At 57.1% G+C, this 15326-nt stretch carries 15 protein-coding genes and 1 pseudogene; 5 read left to right on the forward strand and 11 right to left on the reverse strand.

The annotated features are described in order from the left end of the window. The first annotated feature begins 102 nt into the window (after positions 1-102). The gene (locus tag FJW00_RS11070) at positions 103-1092 is read left to right on the forward strand and encodes a sulfate ABC transporter substrate-binding protein (protein WP_009088055.1); all 990 of its coding nucleotides are present in this window, start codon (positions 103-105) and stop codon (positions 1090-1092) included. Positions 1093-1243: 151 nt separating this feature from the next. Beyond that, positions 1244-2017 (forward strand): CDP-diacylglycerol diphosphatase, encoded by a 774-nt coding sequence (locus FJW00_RS11075; RefSeq protein ID WP_009088053.1) that lies wholly within the window; start codon positions 1244-1246, stop codon positions 2015-2017. A 26-nt stretch (positions 2018-2043) separates the two neighbouring features. Here the strand turns inward: FJW00_RS11075 and tpiA are convergent, their stop codons facing one another. Both tpiA and FJW00_RS11085 read right to left on the reverse strand, forming a co-directional pair. Then, a complete protein-coding gene (gene tpiA / locus FJW00_RS11080; RefSeq protein ID WP_009088051.1) occupies positions 2044-2811 on the reverse strand; it encodes a triose-phosphate isomerase in 768 nt (255 codons plus the stop codon). 120 nt (positions 2812-2931) lie between these two features. Then, on the reverse strand, positions 2932-3522 hold the full coding sequence (locus FJW00_RS11085; protein WP_009088047.1) for a DUF1454 family protein: 591 nt from the start codon (positions 3520-3522) through the stop codon (positions 2932-2934). Positions 3523-3618: 96 nt separating this feature from the next. Here FJW00_RS11085 and FJW00_RS11090 point away from each other — a divergent pair, with 96 nt between their 5' ends. After that, entirely contained in the window at positions 3619-4053 is a 435-nt protein-coding gene (locus FJW00_RS11090) for a DUF805 domain-containing protein (RefSeq protein WP_009088044.1), read from the forward strand. Here the strand turns inward: FJW00_RS11090 and fpr are convergent. Next, positions 4044-4790: a ferredoxin--NADP(+) reductase gene (gene fpr, locus FJW00_RS11095; protein WP_140924095.1), complete on the reverse strand. Its 747-nt coding sequence runs from the start codon at positions 4788-4790 to the stop codon at positions 4044-4046. The two genes, FJW00_RS11090 and fpr, sit on opposite strands and share 10 nt — an antisense overlap. A gap of 273 nt (positions 4791-5063) precedes the next feature. On the opposite strand from fpr, the gene emrD reads away from it, so the two are divergent. Continuing rightward, positions 5064-6257 (forward strand): multidrug efflux MFS transporter EmrD, encoded by a 1194-nt coding sequence (emrD, locus tag FJW00_RS11100; protein WP_082668189.1) that lies wholly within the window; start codon positions 5064-5066, stop codon positions 6255-6257. Here emrD and glpX read toward each other — a convergent pair. The 3 genes from glpX to FJW00_RS11115 all read right to left on the reverse strand — a co-directional run bounded on the left by glpX (position 6247) and on the right by FJW00_RS11115 (position 9750). Beyond that, entirely contained in the window at positions 6247-7257 is a 1011-nt protein-coding gene (glpX, locus tag FJW00_RS11105) for a class II fructose-bisphosphatase (RefSeq protein ID WP_009088038.1), read from the reverse strand. The two genes, emrD and glpX, sit on opposite strands and share 11 nt — an antisense overlap. Positions 7258-7353: 96 nt before the next feature. Continuing rightward, on the reverse strand, positions 7354-8865 hold the full coding sequence (gene glpK / locus FJW00_RS11110; protein WP_009088036.1) for a glycerol kinase GlpK: 1512 nt from the start codon (positions 8863-8865) through the stop codon (positions 7354-7356). Positions 8866-8895: 30 nt separating this feature from the next. After that, positions 8896-9750, reverse strand: a complete 855-nt coding sequence (locus FJW00_RS11115) for an MIP/aquaporin family protein (RefSeq protein WP_009088034.1) — start codon at positions 9748-9750, stop codon at positions 8896-8898. 405 nt (positions 9751-10155) lie between these two features. Between FJW00_RS11115 and zapB the strand changes: the two genes are divergently transcribed. After that, the gene (gene zapB / locus FJW00_RS11120) at positions 10156-10395 is read left to right on the forward strand and encodes a cell division protein ZapB (protein WP_003851242.1); all 240 of its coding nucleotides are present in this window, start codon (positions 10156-10158) and stop codon (positions 10393-10395) included. Between the two features lie 61 nt (positions 10396-10456). On the opposite strand, the gene rraA is transcribed toward zapB, so the two are convergent. The 5 genes and pseudogenes from rraA to cytR form a co-directional block, all read right to left on the reverse strand. Next, positions 10457-10942 (reverse strand): ribonuclease E activity regulator RraA, encoded by a 486-nt coding sequence (rraA, locus tag FJW00_RS11125; RefSeq protein ID WP_009088032.1) that lies wholly within the window; start codon positions 10940-10942, stop codon positions 10457-10459. A 158-nt stretch (positions 10943-11100) separates the two neighbouring features. Then, positions 11101-12438 carry an ATP-dependent protease ATPase subunit HslU gene (gene hslU, locus FJW00_RS11130; RefSeq protein ID WP_009088030.1) on the reverse strand — a complete coding sequence of 446 codons (1338 nt, stop codon included), beginning with the start codon at positions 12436-12438 and terminating at the stop codon, positions 11101-11103. A 10-nt stretch (positions 12439-12448) separates the two neighbouring features. After that, complete coding sequence (gene hslV / locus FJW00_RS11135) at positions 12449-12979, reverse strand: ATP-dependent protease subunit HslV (RefSeq protein ID WP_009088029.1); 531 nt, start codon at positions 12977-12979, stop codon at positions 12449-12451. 88 nt (positions 12980-13067) lie between these two features. Next, positions 13068-14087: a cell division protein FtsN gene (gene ftsN / locus FJW00_RS11140; RefSeq protein WP_140924097.1), complete on the reverse strand. Its 1020-nt coding sequence runs from the start codon at positions 14085-14087 to the stop codon at positions 13068-13070. Between the two features lie 152 nt (positions 14088-14239). Further along, positions 14240-15278 (reverse strand): annotated as a pseudogene (cytR, locus tag FJW00_RS11145) (DNA-binding transcriptional regulator CytR). Positions 15279-15326: the final 48 nt, after the last annotated feature.

Consider the following 15326-nt stretch of genomic DNA (forward strand, 5'->3'; position numbering starts at 1 on the left):
CAGCCTATATTCCCCACAGTTATAACCACTTATTTTTAATTCTTTAAGCTCTGTATTGGTTTATGTCACGCTACGCCCATAACGACATTGGGAGAGTGCGTAATGAACAAGTGGAGTATCGGCGTTACCCTGTTGCTGGCCTCAACCAGCGTTCTGGCAAAAGACATTCAGCTGCTTAACGTGTCCTACGATCCAACGCGTGAGCTGTACGAACAGTACAACAAAGCGTTCAGTGCGCACTATAAACAGGAAACCGGCGACAACGTCGTGGTGCGTCAGTCCCATGGCGGCTCCGGCAAGCAGGCAACCTCCGTAATTAACGGCATCCGGGCGGATGTGGTGACGCTGGCCCTGCAATCCGATGTCGATGCCATTGCAGAACGCGGGCGTATTGATAAAAACTGGCTTCAGCGCCTGCCGGACAACTCCGCTCCTTACACCTCGACCATTGTCTTCCTGGTACGCAAAGGCAATCCCAAAGGCATTCATGACTGGAGCGACCTGATCAAACCAGGTGTCTCTGTCATCACCCCTAACCCGAAAACCTCCGGCGGGGCACGCTGGAACTATCTGGCGGCCTGGGGCTGGGCGCTGGATCACAACAATGGCGATCAGGCTAAAGCGCTGGCTTACGTCAGAGCGCTGTTTAAAAACGTTGAGGTGCAGGACTCCGGTGCGCGTGGCGCGACCAACACCTTCGTTGAGCGCGGCATTGGTGACGTCCTCATCGCCTGGGAAAACGAAGCCTATCTGGCGGTGAACAAGCTGGGCAAAGATAAGTTCGAGATTGTGACGCCGAGTGAATCTATTCTGGCTGAGCCGACCGTGTCGGTAGTCGATAAGGTGGTGGACGAAAAGGGTACGCGTAAGGTTGCGGACGCCTATCTGAAATACCTCTATTCGCCGGAAGGCCAGACGATTGCTGCGCAGAACTACTACCGTCCGCGTGATGCTGAGATTGCGAAGAAATTTTCCAGCACCTTTGCGCCCGTGAAACTGTTCACCATTCAGGACAAGTTTGGTGGCTGGACACAGGCTCAGAAAGCCCACTTCGCCGATGGCGGCAGCTATGACCAGGTCATGAAACCGTAAGGCATGGCGGTCAGCGCATCTCTGCGCTGACCGCTTAACGCGACACCTCTCTCTTCTCCACCCCTGCTGCGCTATCAGCCAGAATTCCCCGTGACATTCTTTTCCCGCCAGGCGAGGATGCAGGCTGCGAAGCCACTCAGGAAGCGTTGTTATGCCGATACACCGTCATGCAGCCCGCGGGATGGCGATCCTGCTGGTGCTGGTCATTGCGGGGATGCTGGCGGCCGCACTGCATTTTAAAAAGAACAGTGATGCGCTGTGGCAGATCGTCAGCGAGAAATGTGTGCCCCACCAGCAGAGCAGTGGCAACCCTGCGCCCTGTCAGCGTGTCGATCGGCCACATCGTTATGCCATGCTGAAAGATATCCATGGGCCATTGCAGTTTCTGCTGATTCCGCTCGACAGGATCACGGGCATAGAAAGCCCGCGCTTACTTCAGCCCGCCACACCCAACTATTTTGCCTTTGCCTGGCATGAACGCTATCTGTTAGCCCAGCGGCATGGCTCGCCGATTGACGACCGGGTTCTGTCGCTGGCTATTAATTCAGAGTATGGCCGCACCCAGAACCAGCTTCATATTCATCTTTCCTGCCTGCGCCCCGATGTGCGTCGGCAACTTGATACGCTGACGCCGCAGCTTAACGGCCAGTGGCAGCGCAGCACGCTGCGTCAGCATCACTACTGGCTGCGTGCCCTGACGCCAGCCGAACTGGCGCAGCAGAGTGCTTTTATCCGTCTGGCCAGTGAGCGGCCACAGGCGCGCACAGAGATGGGGAAATATGGACTGGCGCTGGCGCAGTTAAGCGACGGGCGACTGGTGCTGATGGCGGTAGAGCGAAACTGGCTGCTGCTGAATAGCGGGTCGGCGGAGGAGGTGCAGGATCATAGCTGCCAGCTGATTGCGCCCATAAAAAAGGCGGCTTAAGCCGCCTTTAATCTGTGCATCAACGCTTAGGCGCTTTTTGCCGCCGCCGCCGCTTTCACGATGACTGCAAACGCGTCAGCTTTCAGTGACGCACCGCCAACCAGCGCACCATCGATGTCAGGCTGGGTGAACAGCTCTGCCGCATTTTTGTCGTTAACGGAGCCGCCGTACTGAATGATGACCTGCTCCGCGACTGCCGCATCTTTCTTCGCGATGTGGTCACGGATGAATTTGTGCACGGCCTGAGCCTGCGCTGGGGTCGCCGATTTACCGGTACCGATAGCCCAGACGGGCTCATAGGCGATGACCGCACCGTTGAACGCTTCAGCGCCCTGGGTTTCCAGCACGGCATCCAGCTGACGAGCGCAGACTTCTTCGGTTTTACCCGCTTCGTTTTCTGCTTCGGTTTCACCGATGCAGAGCACGGGAACCAGACCCACTGACTTCAGCACCGCGAATTTCTTAGCGATGAACTCGTCGCTCTCTTTGTGGTAAGTACGACGCTCTGAGTGGCCGATAATGATATATTTCGCGCCGATATCTTTCAGCATCTCTGCGGAAACTTCACCGGTGAAGGCACCAGACAGGTTAACGTCTGCGTTCTGTGCACCCAGTGCAATGTGACTACCGGAGAGGGCGTGTTTTGCCTGCTCGAGATAGAGTGCCGGCGGTGCAATGGCAACGCCACAACCGTCAACGCCAGACAGTTCCTTGCGCAGACCGGCGATCAGTTCAGCTGTGATCTGCTTGCTGCCATTCAACTTCCAGTTACCCATAACCAGTGGATGTCGCATTCTATCCTCCGCATAACGCGATACATGAAAAATCGCTGCCAGCCGGCAGCGTTGTCTGCCAGACAGTATAGAGATCAAATGTTGCGATGGCTTTGCTTTTCGTCATTTTCGGCCACATCATCAGGGGCTGGCGAGCGCCAGTTTGACCGGCTCAATCGCAAAGGTCAGCCCCTTGTCACCGCTGTCAGAGACGACAAATCGCAGCGCGCCGTCGACCTGCGCATAGTAGGGTGAATCCTTGCCGGCATTCAGCAACGCCTCCAGCTTTTTACGCCCCTCTTCGGCACTTAATCCCGGCACAAAGAAGCGCAGCAGGGCGGTCATGTAGGCCAGCGCCTTTTGCTGCGAGGCGCTCTGATCCGGGCCAGGTAACGGCAGCCAGGTAATCTGCAACGTTTTGATTTTGCCGGTGCCGGGCTCCAGCGCCGTAGAGGCGTAGAGCGTCTCATTGATTTTGCTGGCAGCCCGCGTCAGGTTGCTTTTGTCACCGCGATTATCAATAGCGCGATACTCCGGCAGGATGAGCGCGGCATTGGCCAGATTATACTTTTCGCGAAACTGGCCGATAGTCATATCAAAGGTGGGCGCACCCGCCAGCAGATAGGGGGCGGGAGGCAGCGCATCGGTTCGCTCCTGCGGTGGCGGATCGGCGGCAAAGACCGGAACCGTCAGCGCAAACGATAACAGCAGTGCGCCAGGCAAATTCTTCATTTTGTCGATCCTGTCCCGTAAACTCAGGCGCAAATTAAAACGGTTTTTATCCGCGAGGTCAAAAGCGCGGCAGCTCTCTTTTCCGGATGATAAAGCATGACGTTACAACAATGGTGTTTTTCCTGGCGCGGCCGGCTGGGACGACGTGATTTCTGGATCTGGCAGGCGGTCTGGCTGCTGACAACGACACTGCTCTTCGTGCTGGCGGCTAACGACTGGCTCGATACCCAGATGGCGGCCTTTGGCGTGGTCTGCCTGCTGTGGCCTGCCAGCGCAGTGATCGTCAAACGGCTGCACGATCGCGATCGTCCCGGCTACTGGGGGTTGCTGGTAATCGTGGCCTGGCTGCTGGTGGTGGGGAACTGGAGCATGCTGGCGGGCATCCTGCCCTGGCTGCTGGGACGCGCCATTCCCTTTGTTTTACTGGCGGGCCTGCTGCTCGACCTCGGCGTTTTTCGCGGCTCCCCCGGCGCTAACCGGTTTGGCCCGGCGACCCAGCCGGTGCGATACCGCTCAACGGCTCACCAGTAATGTTCGCTGGTGATATGTCCCGGCTTACGCTTAAGGTGTTTGCGCATCTCACGTGTCTCTTTCAGGAGTTGCTGAGTATCACGCACCATCTGCGGGTTACCGCACAGCATCACATGGCTGCTCTCTGCATCCAGTGTCAGACCGGTGGCCCGCTCCAGCTCGCCATTCTCAATCAGCGCAGGCACCCGGCCAGTCAGCGACCCGGCAATCTCTTCGCGACTTACCACCGTCTGAATCTGTAGCTGGCCCCGATAACGCTGCTGCAGCTGCTGCATCAGCGGTAAAAAACTCAGGTCGGCCGCATAACGTGCGGCATGTACCAGCACGATATTTTCAAAGCGTTCCAGTCCTTCGCCCTGCTGCAGCATCGACAGGTAAGGACCAATAGCGGTGCCGGTCGCCAGCATCCACAGCGTCCTGCAGGGCGGAACCTCATCCAGCACAAAGAAGCCCGCGGCTTCTTTGGTGACCATCACCTGATCGCCTGGCTGAAGGGCCTGCAGATGCGGGCTGAGCTTGCCCTCTGGCACCGTAACCAGATAGAACTCCAGCAGATCATCTTTCGGCGCGTTGACGTAGGAGTAAGCGCGCTGCACGCGTTCCCCCTCAATTTCCAGCGCCAGTTTGGCAAATTGCCCGGCGATAAAGGGATCGACCGGTGCCGTCACCCGCAGACTGAACAGCGCATCCGTCCAGTTTTTGACTTCCTTAACTTCAGCATTGACCCACTCAGCCATACTCACTCCCTGGTTGTTGATGATTCAGGCAGGTCACTATTTTCGCGGCTGCCCGGCGCGATTGCCAGCCTGCGCCCTCGCAAAGGCTCGAATCGACAAACTGTTGCATTCCCTTTACAGGCTGGTGCATAAACTTGACAGACGCAAGCCAGGACCTTTTCGTCTGCCTCTCGCTTTGTCACCTAATCCTGATATTTTGCCCGCCATAATAAGATGTCCGGCGGGTGAACCGCTGTTTTAACCTCCTTTCACAGAAAGATATTTTGTATAACCATGATGACGAAACTGGAAAATCGCCCGCTGCTGGTGATGCTCATTGTGCTGGTGGCCGTGGGTCAGATGGCGCAGACCATTTATGTTCCGGCCATGGCGGTAATGGCCGATGCGCTGAACGTGCGGGATGGCGCGCTGCAACGCGTGATGGCGGCCTATCTGATGACCTATGGCGGATCGCAACTGATCTACGGCCCGCTGTCGGACAGCGTGGGGCGGCGCCCGGTGATCCTGGCAGGCATGCTGATCTTTATGATCGGGGCGGTGACCGCGCTGATGGCGACCTCGCTGGATATGCTGGTGCTTGGCAGCGCCGTGCAGGGGCTGGGAACCGGCGTGGCTGGCGTGATGGCCCGCACCATGCCGCGCGATCTCTATGAGGGTCACGCGCTGCGCCGTGCTAACAGCCTGCTGAATATGGGCATTCTGGTCAGCCCGCTGCTGGCACCGGTGATTGGCGCGCTGCTGACCCAGCTCTTTGGCTGGCATGCCTGCTTTGCCTTCCTGCTGCTGCTCTGCCTGACGGTAACCGGCGCGATGGCGCGCTGGCTGCCGGAGACCCGGCCGCAGAGTGCGGAAGTGACGCCCTTCTTTAAACGCTATGTCCGTCTGCTCAGCGACGCGAATTTCGTCCGCTATATCGTGCTGCTGATTGGTGCGCTCGCCGGAATTGCGGTATTTGAGTCGAGCTGCGGTGTATTACTGGGCGGCGTGCTGGGCCTGCACAGCCTGACTGTCAGTATCCTGTTTATTCTGCCGATTCCGGCGGCCTTCTTTGGCGCCTGGTTTGCCGGACGCGAGCAGGGCTCTTGGCATAGCCTGATGTGGTGGGGCGTGAACAGCTGCCTGCTGGCGGGCATTCTGATGTGGATCCCGGCGTGGTTCGGCGTGATGAATATCTGGACCCTGCTGGTGCCGGCCGCGCTCTTCTTTTTTGGTGCCGGTATGCTCTTTCCGCTGGCAACCTCTGGCGCTATGGAGCCTTATGCCTGGCTGGCGGGTAGCGCGGGCGCGCTGATTGGCGGGCTGATGAACCTCGGATCGGGTCTGGTCGCCTGGCTGTCAGCGATGATGCCGCAGCGCGACCAGTTCAGCCTGGGGATGCTGATGTTCTTCACGGCGCTGGTGATGCTGCTCTGCTGGTTGCCGCTCTCACGTCAGCCGGAGCGCGGCAACCAGGCGGTTACAGGATAAACGGATGAAGCGCCGGATCCTTGCGGTCAAGATAGTGAATCGACTGGATACGGCGGATGGTGCGTGATTTACCGCGAATCAGCAGGGTTTCGCTGGTGGCGATATTGCCCTGACGCGTAATGCCTTTCAGCAGCTCGCCACTGGTAATGCCGGTGGCGGCAAAGACCACGTTGTCGTTGCGCGCCATCTCACTCAGCGTCAGCTTTTTCCCCGCCTCAATCCCCATCTCTGCACAGCGCTGCAGCTCCTGCTCGCCGAGCAGACGGTTTTCCGCGCTGTCGCCCTTAACGTGATGACGCGCCAGCAGCCGGCCCTGCATATCGCCGTCCAGCGCCCGGATGACGGCCGCAGAGACCACGCCTTCCGGCGCACCGCCGATGCCATACATCACATCCACTTCGCTGTCCGGCATGCAGGTCAGAATGGAGGCGGCCACGTCGCCATCCGGGAAGGTGAAGACCCGCACACCCAGCTGCTGCAGCTGATCAATCACCGCGTCATGGCGGGGTTTTGCCAGAATCGACACGGTTAACTGCGACAGCGGCTTGTTCATCGCGATAGCGATATTACGCAGGTTGGTTTCCAGCGGCAGGTCGAGATCGATTGCCCCGTGGGCGGCCGGTCCCACAATCAGCTTCTCCATGTACATATCGGGTGCATGGAGAAAACTGCCCTTGTCGCCCACGGCCATGACGGCCAGCGCGTTAGCCTGACCCAGCGCCGTCATGCGGGTGCCTTCAATCGGATCGACCGCAATATCGACCGCGTCGCCGCGACCGGTGCCGACTTTTTCACCGATATAGAGCATCGGGGCTTCGTCGATTTCGCCTTCGCCGATCACAATCTGGCCGTCGATCTCAATGGAGTTGAGGACGTGACGCATGGCATGAACAGCCGCGCCATCGGCCGCATTTTTGTCGCCGCGCCCTAACCAGTGATAGCCCGCCAGAGCGGCAGCTTCGGTTACGCGGGAAAATTCAATGGCAAGTTCTCGTTTCATGGTCTCTGCCTGACAAAAAACAGACAGGCAGTGTAACACAGCGGGAGAGTGGGGCGGGGAAAAGGCCCGCGACGCAGACCGTCGCGGGCCCCGGTATTACTCTTCTTCTTCCCACGCCTGCGCGCGGGCGACGGCTTTTTTCCAGCCGGCATAGCGGAAGTTACGTTCGGTGGTCTCCAGGCTTGGACGGAACTCACGCTCAATCACCGATTTTGCACGGACTTCATCCAGATCCTGCCAGAAGCCGACGGCCAGACCCGCCAGATATGCTGAACCCAGCGCCGTAACTTCACGCACTTCCGGACGCTCAACACGGGTGCCGAGGATGTCAGACTGGAACTGCATCAGGAAGTTGTTGGCCACCGCGCCCCCATCCACACGCAGCGCCTGCAGACGGGTGTTCGCATCGTTCTGCATCGCTTCCAGAACGTCGCGGGTCTGATAAGCAATCGACTCCAGCGTGGCGCGGATGATGTGGTTAGCGTTCGCACCGCGCGTCAGACCGAAGATCGCGCCACGGGCATACGGGTCCCAGTAAGGTGCGCCCAGACCGGTGAATGCCGGCACCATGTAGACGCCGTTGGTATCTTTCACTTTCATCGCAAAGTATTCAGAGTCAGCGGCATCGCTGATCAGCTTCATCTCATCGCGCAGCCACTGAATCGAGGCGCCCCCGATGAACACCGCCCCTTCCAGCGCATAGTTCACTTCACCACGCGGGCCACAGGCGATGGTGGTCAGCAGGCCATGCGTTGAGGTTACCGCTTCAGTACCGGTGTTCATCAGCATAAAGCAGCCGGTGCCGTAGGTATTTTTCGCCATGCCAGGCTGGACGCAGAGCTGGCCATAGAGCGCCGCCTGCTGGTCACCGGCAATACCGGCGATAGGAATACGCGTGCCGCCTTTACCGCCGATGTTGGTCTGACCATAGACTTCAGACGACGATTTCACTTCCGGCAGCATTTCACGCGGGATATCCAGGATATCCAGCAGGCGCTGATCCCACTCCAGCTTGTGAATGTTGAACATCATGGTACGGGAGGCGTTGGTGTAATCGGTGATATGCACGCGGCCCTGGGTCATTTTCCAGACCAGCCAGGTATCAACGGTGCCGAACAGCAGCTCGCCACGTTTCGCACGCTCACGCGCGCCTTCCACGTTATCGAGGATCCACTTCACTTTGGTGCCGGAGAAGTAGGGGTTAATCACCAGACCGGTGGTGTGCTGGATATACTCTTCCAGTCCCTCTTTCTTCAGTTTGTTACAGTAGTCGGCGGTGCGGGGATCCTGCCAGACGATGGCGTTATAGACCGGCTTACCGGTCTCTTTGTCCCAGACGATAGCGGTTTCACGCTGATTGGTGATACCGATAGCGGCAATTTCATCGGAGCGAATATCGGCGTGTGCCAGCACTTCAACCAGCGTGGAGCTTTGAGAGGCCCAGATATCCATCGGATCATGCTCAACCCAGCCCGCTTTCGGGTAGATCTGGGTAAATTCACGCTGCGAGACGGCGACGATGTTGGCGTCATGATCGAGGATCACGGCGCGTGAACTGGTTGTGCCCTGATCGAGCGCGACAATGTATTTTTTATCTGTGGTAGTCATAAATTCAGTCCTGATGATAAAAAGTGAAACTTACGCTTTACGCTGCTGAGCGCGTGCAACCGGTTTGTCTGCAGGAACACTGGCAGGTTCCTTCGCGGTGCCTGGCAGATAGCGGCCAATCAGTGCGCGATAACCTACGGCACCCAGGCAGGCACCGACCAGCGGGCCAAAAATCGGAACGAGGAAGTAAGGGATGTCACGACCGCCGGTGAAGGCAACGTTACCCCAGCCTGCCAGCCATGCGAAAATCTTCGGTCCGAAATCACGTGCCGGGTTCAGGGCAAAGCCGGTCAGCGGACCCATTGCGCCACCAATTACCGCGACCAGCAGGCCGATCAGCAGGGGTGCCAGTGGGCCGCGTGGGATGCCGTTACCGTCATCCGTCAGACCCATAATGACCGCCATCAGTACCGCCGTGATGACCATCTCAACCAGGAATGCCTGACCGACGCCGATGTGCGGGTTAGGATAGGTTGAGAAGATGCCCGCCAGGTCGAGACTCTCAACCGTGCCGCGCACCATCTGATGGCTCTGCTCATAGTCAATAAAGAGGCTGTAGTAGAGGCCATAGACCAGCGCTGCGGCACAAAAGGCACCGGCAACTTGTGAGATGATGTAAGGCAGAACTTTACGTCCTTCAAAATTAGCAAACAGGCAGAGCGCCACGGTAATGGCCGGGTTCAGGTGCGCACCCGAAATGCCTGCGGTGAGGTAGGCGGCCATGGAAACGCCCAGCCCCCAGATGATGCAGATTTCCCACTGACCGAATGCGGCACCGGCGAGTTTCAGTGCGGCCACACAGCCCGCACCGAAGAAAATAATCAAGCCTGTCCCCAGAAATTCGGCAATACACTGACCTTTGAGCGTGTTAGTTGTCTGACTCATAATAGTGGTTCCTGAAGCGAGGTTAAATTTTATCAGTTTTTGTTCTCATTCCATGAGTCGCCCAGCTTTATTGTAGGGTTGGTGTGAATTTATCGTTAACGAACATAAACGAGAAATAGCGAAATCATTTTTTGTGTACTGTGTCATAAAAATGCGCGTTTTCGCGTATTCCGGCTTTCTTTCGCCCTTAAATGCGCCGGATAGCGGGCGTGGCGGAGAGATCTCTGTGTGCCGTTGATCGGAGCGCAGCATAAATTCAGGCATAGACTGAAAAGTGTTACAGACTACGCCCGGCGCGCCCGCGTTGCTGGACTTGCGGGGTGAGGGTACATACAATCGGGACAACGTTGCTGGCTAGCGCTGGCATCATCAACGCCTTGCAGGAATTTAGGAGAGGTCAGAAAGATGTCATTTGAAGTGTTTGAGAAACTGGAAGCGAAAGTACAGCAGGCGATTGATACCATCACCCTGTTGCAGATGGAAATCGAAGAGCTGAAAGAGCAGAACAACTCACTGCGTAACGATGCGCAACAAGTCGCGGGCAACCACGATGCGCTGATGCGTGAAAATCAGCACCTGAAAGAAGAGCAGCACGTCTGGCAGGAACGTCTGCGCGCACTGCTGGGAAAAATGGAAGAGGTTTGAAGCCTCAGCTGATGTGAAAAACGGGTGCTCAGGCACCCGTTTTCATGTCTGCTATCGGACCTTATTCGAGGTCCAGCGCATCCTCTGACAGAATGATACCGGTATTGTCGGCATAGAGATGGTCACCGGAAAAGAAGGTCACGCCGCCGAAATTGACGCGCACATCGCTTTCGCCAATCCCTTCACCCGCCGCGCCGGCCGGAATGGCGGCAATCGCCTGAATGCCAATTTCCAGCTCTTCCAGCTCGTCAACCTGACGTACTGACCCGTAGATGACCAGGCCTTCCCACTCGTTAGTGGCTGCCAGACGTGCCAGTTGCGCATCCACCAGCGCCCGACGCACGGAACCGCCGCCATCAATCACCAGCACCCGACCGCGGCCATTTTCTTCCAGCAGGTCGTAGAGTAAGCCGTTGTCTTCAAAGCATTTCACTGTGGTAATCTGACCACCGAATGAAGTGCGCCCACCAAAGTTTGAAAAAAGCGGTTCAACAACATTCACTTCTTCATGGTAGATATCGCAGAGTTCAGATGTATCGTATTTCATAAGGGTTTCGTCTGTTTGCCACAGGAATGCTAAGTATATCGCTATATGCAGATTGTTGGCAAAATCATCACCCTGAAAAAAGCATCGTTCGATCAAGAACATGCATAAAAAAGCCCAGCCGGTTCGGCTGGGCTTCTGAAAAGTGCGACTTCCGTGAATCAGAGAATGAAGCGGCTCAGGTCTTCGTCAGCCACCAGTTCATCCAGATGTTTACCCACATAGTCAGCATCGATGGTGACCGATTCACCGTGACGATCGCTGGCGTCATAGGAGATATCCTCCATCAGACGTTCCAGTACGGTATGCAGACGACGCGCACCGATGTTTTCGGTGGTTTCGTTAACCTGCCATGCGGCCTCAGCGATCCGGCGGATACCATCCTCGGTGAACTCAATATTCACGCCTTCGGTATTCATCAGCGCTTTGTACTGCACGGTCACAGACGCGTTAGGCTCTGTCAGAATGCGCTCGAAATCATTCACGGTCAGCGCCTGCAGTTCAACGCGGATAGGCAGACGGCCCTGCAGTTCCGGGATTAAATCGGACGGGCTGGCAACCTGGAACGCGCCCGAAGCGATAAACAGAATGTGGTCCGTTTTCACCATACCGTGCTTGGTTGAGACCGTGCAGCCTTCCACCAGCGGCAGCAGGTCGCGCTGAACGCCTTCGCGTGACACATCCGGACCGCCAGCATTCTGGCCGCCGCGCTTACAGATTTTGTCGATCTCATCGATAAACACGATACCGTGCTGCTCGACGGCATCGATGGCGTCCTGTTTAAGCTCTTCCGGATTCACCAGTTTTGCCGCTTCTTCTTCGATCAGCAGCTTCATCGCTTCTTTGATCTTCAGCTTGCGAGGTTTCTGCTTCTGGCCGCCAAGGTTCTGGAACATCGACTGCAGCTGGCTGGTCATCTCTTCCATTCCCGGAGGCGCCATGATTTCGACGCCCGGACCGCTGGCGGCCAGGTCGATCTCAATCTCTTTGTCATCCAGCTGACCTTCGCGCAGTTTTTTACGGAACGACTGACGCGCTGCAGAAGGTTCCGCGCTCTGCTCTGACTGGCCCCAGTTGTTTTTGGCTGGCGGAATCAGAACATCCAGGATGCGCTCTTCAGCCATCTCTTCTGCACGGTATTTGTTCTTTTCAATCGCCTGGCTGCGCACCATCTTGATGGCAGAGTCGGTCAGGTCGCGAATGATCGAATCGACTTCCTTACCGACATAACCCACTTCGGTAAATTTGGTCGCCTCGACCTTGATAAAGGGCGCATTGGCCAGTTTAGCCAGACGACGGGCGATCTCCGTTTTACCGACACCGGTCGGCCCGATCATCAGAATGTTTTTCGGGGTCACTTCATGGCGCAGCTCTTCATCCAGCTGCATGCGACGCCAGCGGTTGCGCAGTGCAATAGCCACGGCGCGCTTGGCGCTGTCCTGGCCGATAATAAAGCGGTTCAGTTCGCTGACGATTTCGCGTGGAGTCATCTCAGACATAGTTATACCTTTACGCCCTGGAGGTTAATTCTTCGAAATTAACGTTATGGTTAGTGTAGATGCAGATATCGCCTGCGATGTTCAGCGACTTCTCAACGATGTCGCGCGCGCCCATGTCGGTATTCTCCAGCAGCGCACGTGCCGCGGCCTGGGCGAAAGGTCCGCCGGAGCCGATGGCAATCAGATCGTTTTCAGGCTGAATTACATCACCATTACCGCTGATGATCAGTGAGGCGGACTCATCCGCGACCGCCAGCAGGGCTTCAAGTCGACGCAGCATACGGTCAGTACGCCAGTCTTTAGCCAGTTCCACCGCGGCTTTCACCAGGTGGCCCTGATGCATTTCCAGTTTACGTTCGAAAAGCTCAAACAGGGTGAAGGCGTCTGCGGTGCCGCCAGCAAATCCGGCAATCACCTTATCGTTGTATAAACGACGCACTTTTTTAACGTTGCCTTTCATCACGGTATTGCCGAGCGTAGCCTGGCCATCACCGCCAATCACTACCTGGCCGTTGCGTCGTACACTTACTATTGTTGTCACGGGCAGACCCCTTGTTGCAGTCGGAAAAGGACTCCGCGCACGGGGCGCGGAGTATCATGCAACAGATATGGGGCGGGTTTGACGGGTTTCAACCCCCGATTGAGAGGGGAATGCAGCCGGAGTGGCCGGAACTGCGCAGACGCTTCAGTGTGCTGTCCGCAGAGGCGCGATCTTTATACGGACCAATCACCACGCGATTCCAGCCGCCACCGGTCGTAATGCGGCTTTCAAATCCTTCAAAGGCTAAACCGGCACGCACTGACTCTGCCTGGTCGGTGCCTTTGAATGACCCGCACTGCACCATCCAGCGCTGCGAAGAGGCTTTCTCCGCCGGTTTCGCTTTCGCGGTCTCCTGCGGTTTTGACTGCACCTCGGGTTCCCGCGTAACTGGCGCAGGCTGCGTCTGGCGCTGAACATTTTGCTGCTGCTGCTGCTGCTGCTGCTGACGTTGCTGCTGTAACTGCAGCTGCTGCTGACGCTGTTGTTGCTGCTGCAACTGCTGCTGGCGCTGTTGCTGCTGTTGAGCCTGCAACTGCTGACGTTGCTGCTGCAGCTGTTGTTGCTGAACCTGCTGCTGCTGGCGTTGCTGCTGTTGCTGGAATTGCTGCTGCTGGCGTTGCAGCTGCTGTAACTGCTGCTGATGCTGCAGCGTCTGCTGACGTTGCGCTGGTGTCTGTTCGTTCCACGGCACTTCGTTCAGCTGCGTTGGCTGCTGGCGCATATCCGCCTGCATCTGCTCCAGCAGCTGGCGCTGCTCGTCAGTCAGCTGCGTCTGCGACTTCACCTCGCCACCCGATGAAGGTTCGATAGGGGTCGGCACGGTAACCTGACGGTTCTCCAGCTCTTTAATATATTTCCAGCGCTCTTCGGGCTTCGGCGGTAAGCCATTGCCGTTGGCTTTATGATCCGTAATGACCGGCACGTCCTCTTTCTTGTGATGCGCCAGGAACCATAAACCACCGGCAAAGGTCACCAGCACGGCGACCGCCAGTACAATCATCAGTTTGGATGTTCCCGAACCGCCTTTGCTCTTCTTGCCGCGGCTGGGGCTTTTTTTGCGACGCGTCCCTGTTGAACGCCCGCGGCCTACGTAATCTTTTTGTGCCACTCTCGTTCTTATACCCTTCAAAAATAGTGCCAGATGGGCGAAATGATGATTTTTACGCGCCCGGCAAGGAGTCCGCCATGTTACTCAAGGGTCGGAACTTTGACCAGCAGTGTTCGCTTTAAGAATCTACTGAAAAAGCGCGGCGAATACGCTTATTTTTCACGCTTTTTTGCGCGCGCCGTGCTGCCCCGAATGGTCAGACCCGCGTCCAGTAGCCGCGAACCGCTGATGACCCGTTTGCCATTCAGCTCATCCAGCAGCAGCAGCATCGCTTCGCGGCCGATCTGATAGCGCGGCTGGGTAACGGTAGTCAGCGGCGGCTCGCAGTAGCGCGACAACTCGATGTCATCGAACCCCACCACAGAGAGATCGTCGGGTATCCGCAGCCCGCAGCGTCTGGCCTGATTCATCGCCCCGAGCGCCATAATGTCGCTGTGGCAGAACAGCGCGCGCGGTGGTTGCGGCAGGGTCATCAGCTGATTCATCGCGGCAACGCCCGCTTCAAAGGTGAAATCGCCGCGCACAAATATAGGTGGGATCGACCGTCAGGCCACTGCGCCGCATCGCCTGGACATAGCCCTGTAAACGATACTGACAGAGCGGCATCTCTTCCGGCCCGGCGATGCAGGCAATCTGTGTGTGACCTAACTGCAGCAGATGATTAACCGCTTCAAACGCGGCGGTCAGGTTGTCGATGTGCACGGAGGGCAGTGACATTTCGGGCGCAAACTCATTCGCCATCACCATCGGCGGCAGGTTGCGCTGCTCATCAATGCCGGCATCAAAGGGCAACTGTGAGCCCAGCAGGACCATGCCATCTATCTGGCGTGTCACCATCAGGTTGAGAAAGGTTCGCTCCTGCTGATTCTGATGAGCGCAGTCGCCAATCAGCACCAGATAACCCTCTTCGGCTGCCGTGACTTCAATGCCGCGGATGATTTCACTGAAGAAGGGATCGCAGATATCAGGGACAATGACGAGGATGGTTCGGGTCTCATTGCGACGCGCGTTGCGTGTGGGACCATGTGCTGCATAGCCGACGGCGGCAACGGCCTGTTCGACTTTCTGTCGGGTGGCCGCAGAAACTTTCTCCGGATTCATCAGCGCACGCGATACGGTGGCGGTTGAGACACCCGCATGTTCCGCGACATCCTTCATCGTGGCGGCGGGCGGTTGTTGATTCTGCTCCAACACATGCTCCTGACGCATTATGGCGTGTTCGATTCTGTTTTTGCCTGC

The organism is Pantoea anthophila, assembly GCF_006494375.1.
GTDB classification, from domain to species: Bacteria; Pseudomonadota; Gammaproteobacteria; order Enterobacterales; family Enterobacteriaceae; genus Pantoea; species Pantoea anthophila.

Coding starts and splice junctions, on each gene's coding strand:
- FJW00_RS11070 (WP_009088055.1), top strand. CDS start 103: ATGAACAAGTGGAGTATCGGCGTTACCCTGTTGCTGGCCTCAACCAGC.
- FJW00_RS11075 (WP_009088053.1), top strand. CDS start 1,244: ATGCCGATACACCGTCATGCAGCCCGCGGGATGGCGATCCTGCTGGTG.
- tpiA (WP_009088051.1), bottom strand. CDS start 2,811: ATGCGACATCCACTGGTTATGGGTAACTGGAAGTTGAATGGCAGCAAG.
- FJW00_RS11085 (WP_009088047.1), bottom strand. CDS start 3,522: ATGAAGAATTTGCCTGGCGCACTGCTGTTATCGTTTGCGCTGACGGTT.
- FJW00_RS11090 (WP_009088044.1), top strand. CDS start 3,619: ATGACGTTACAACAATGGTGTTTTTCCTGGCGCGGCCGGCTGGGACGA.
- fpr (WP_140924095.1), bottom strand. CDS start 4,790: ATGGCTGAGTGGGTCAATGCTGAAGTTAAGGAAGTCAAAAACTGGACG.
- emrD (WP_082668189.1), top strand. CDS start 5,064: ATGATGACGAAACTGGAAAATCGCCCGCTGCTGGTGATGCTCATTGTG.
- glpX (WP_009088038.1), bottom strand. CDS start 7,257: ATGAAACGAGAACTTGCCATTGAATTTTCCCGCGTAACCGAAGCTGCC.
- glpK (WP_009088036.1), bottom strand. CDS start 8,865: ATGACTACCACAGATAAAAAATACATTGTCGCGCTCGATCAGGGCACA.
- FJW00_RS11115 (WP_009088034.1), bottom strand. CDS start 9,750: ATGAGTCAGACAACTAACACGCTCAAAGGTCAGTGTATTGCCGAATTT.
- zapB (WP_003851242.1), top strand. CDS start 10,156: ATGTCATTTGAAGTGTTTGAGAAACTGGAAGCGAAAGTACAGCAGGCG.
- rraA (WP_009088032.1), bottom strand. CDS start 10,942: ATGAAATACGATACATCTGAACTCTGCGATATCTACCATGAAGAAGTG.
- hslU (WP_009088030.1), bottom strand. CDS start 12,438: ATGTCTGAGATGACTCCACGCGAAATCGTCAGCGAACTGAACCGCTTT.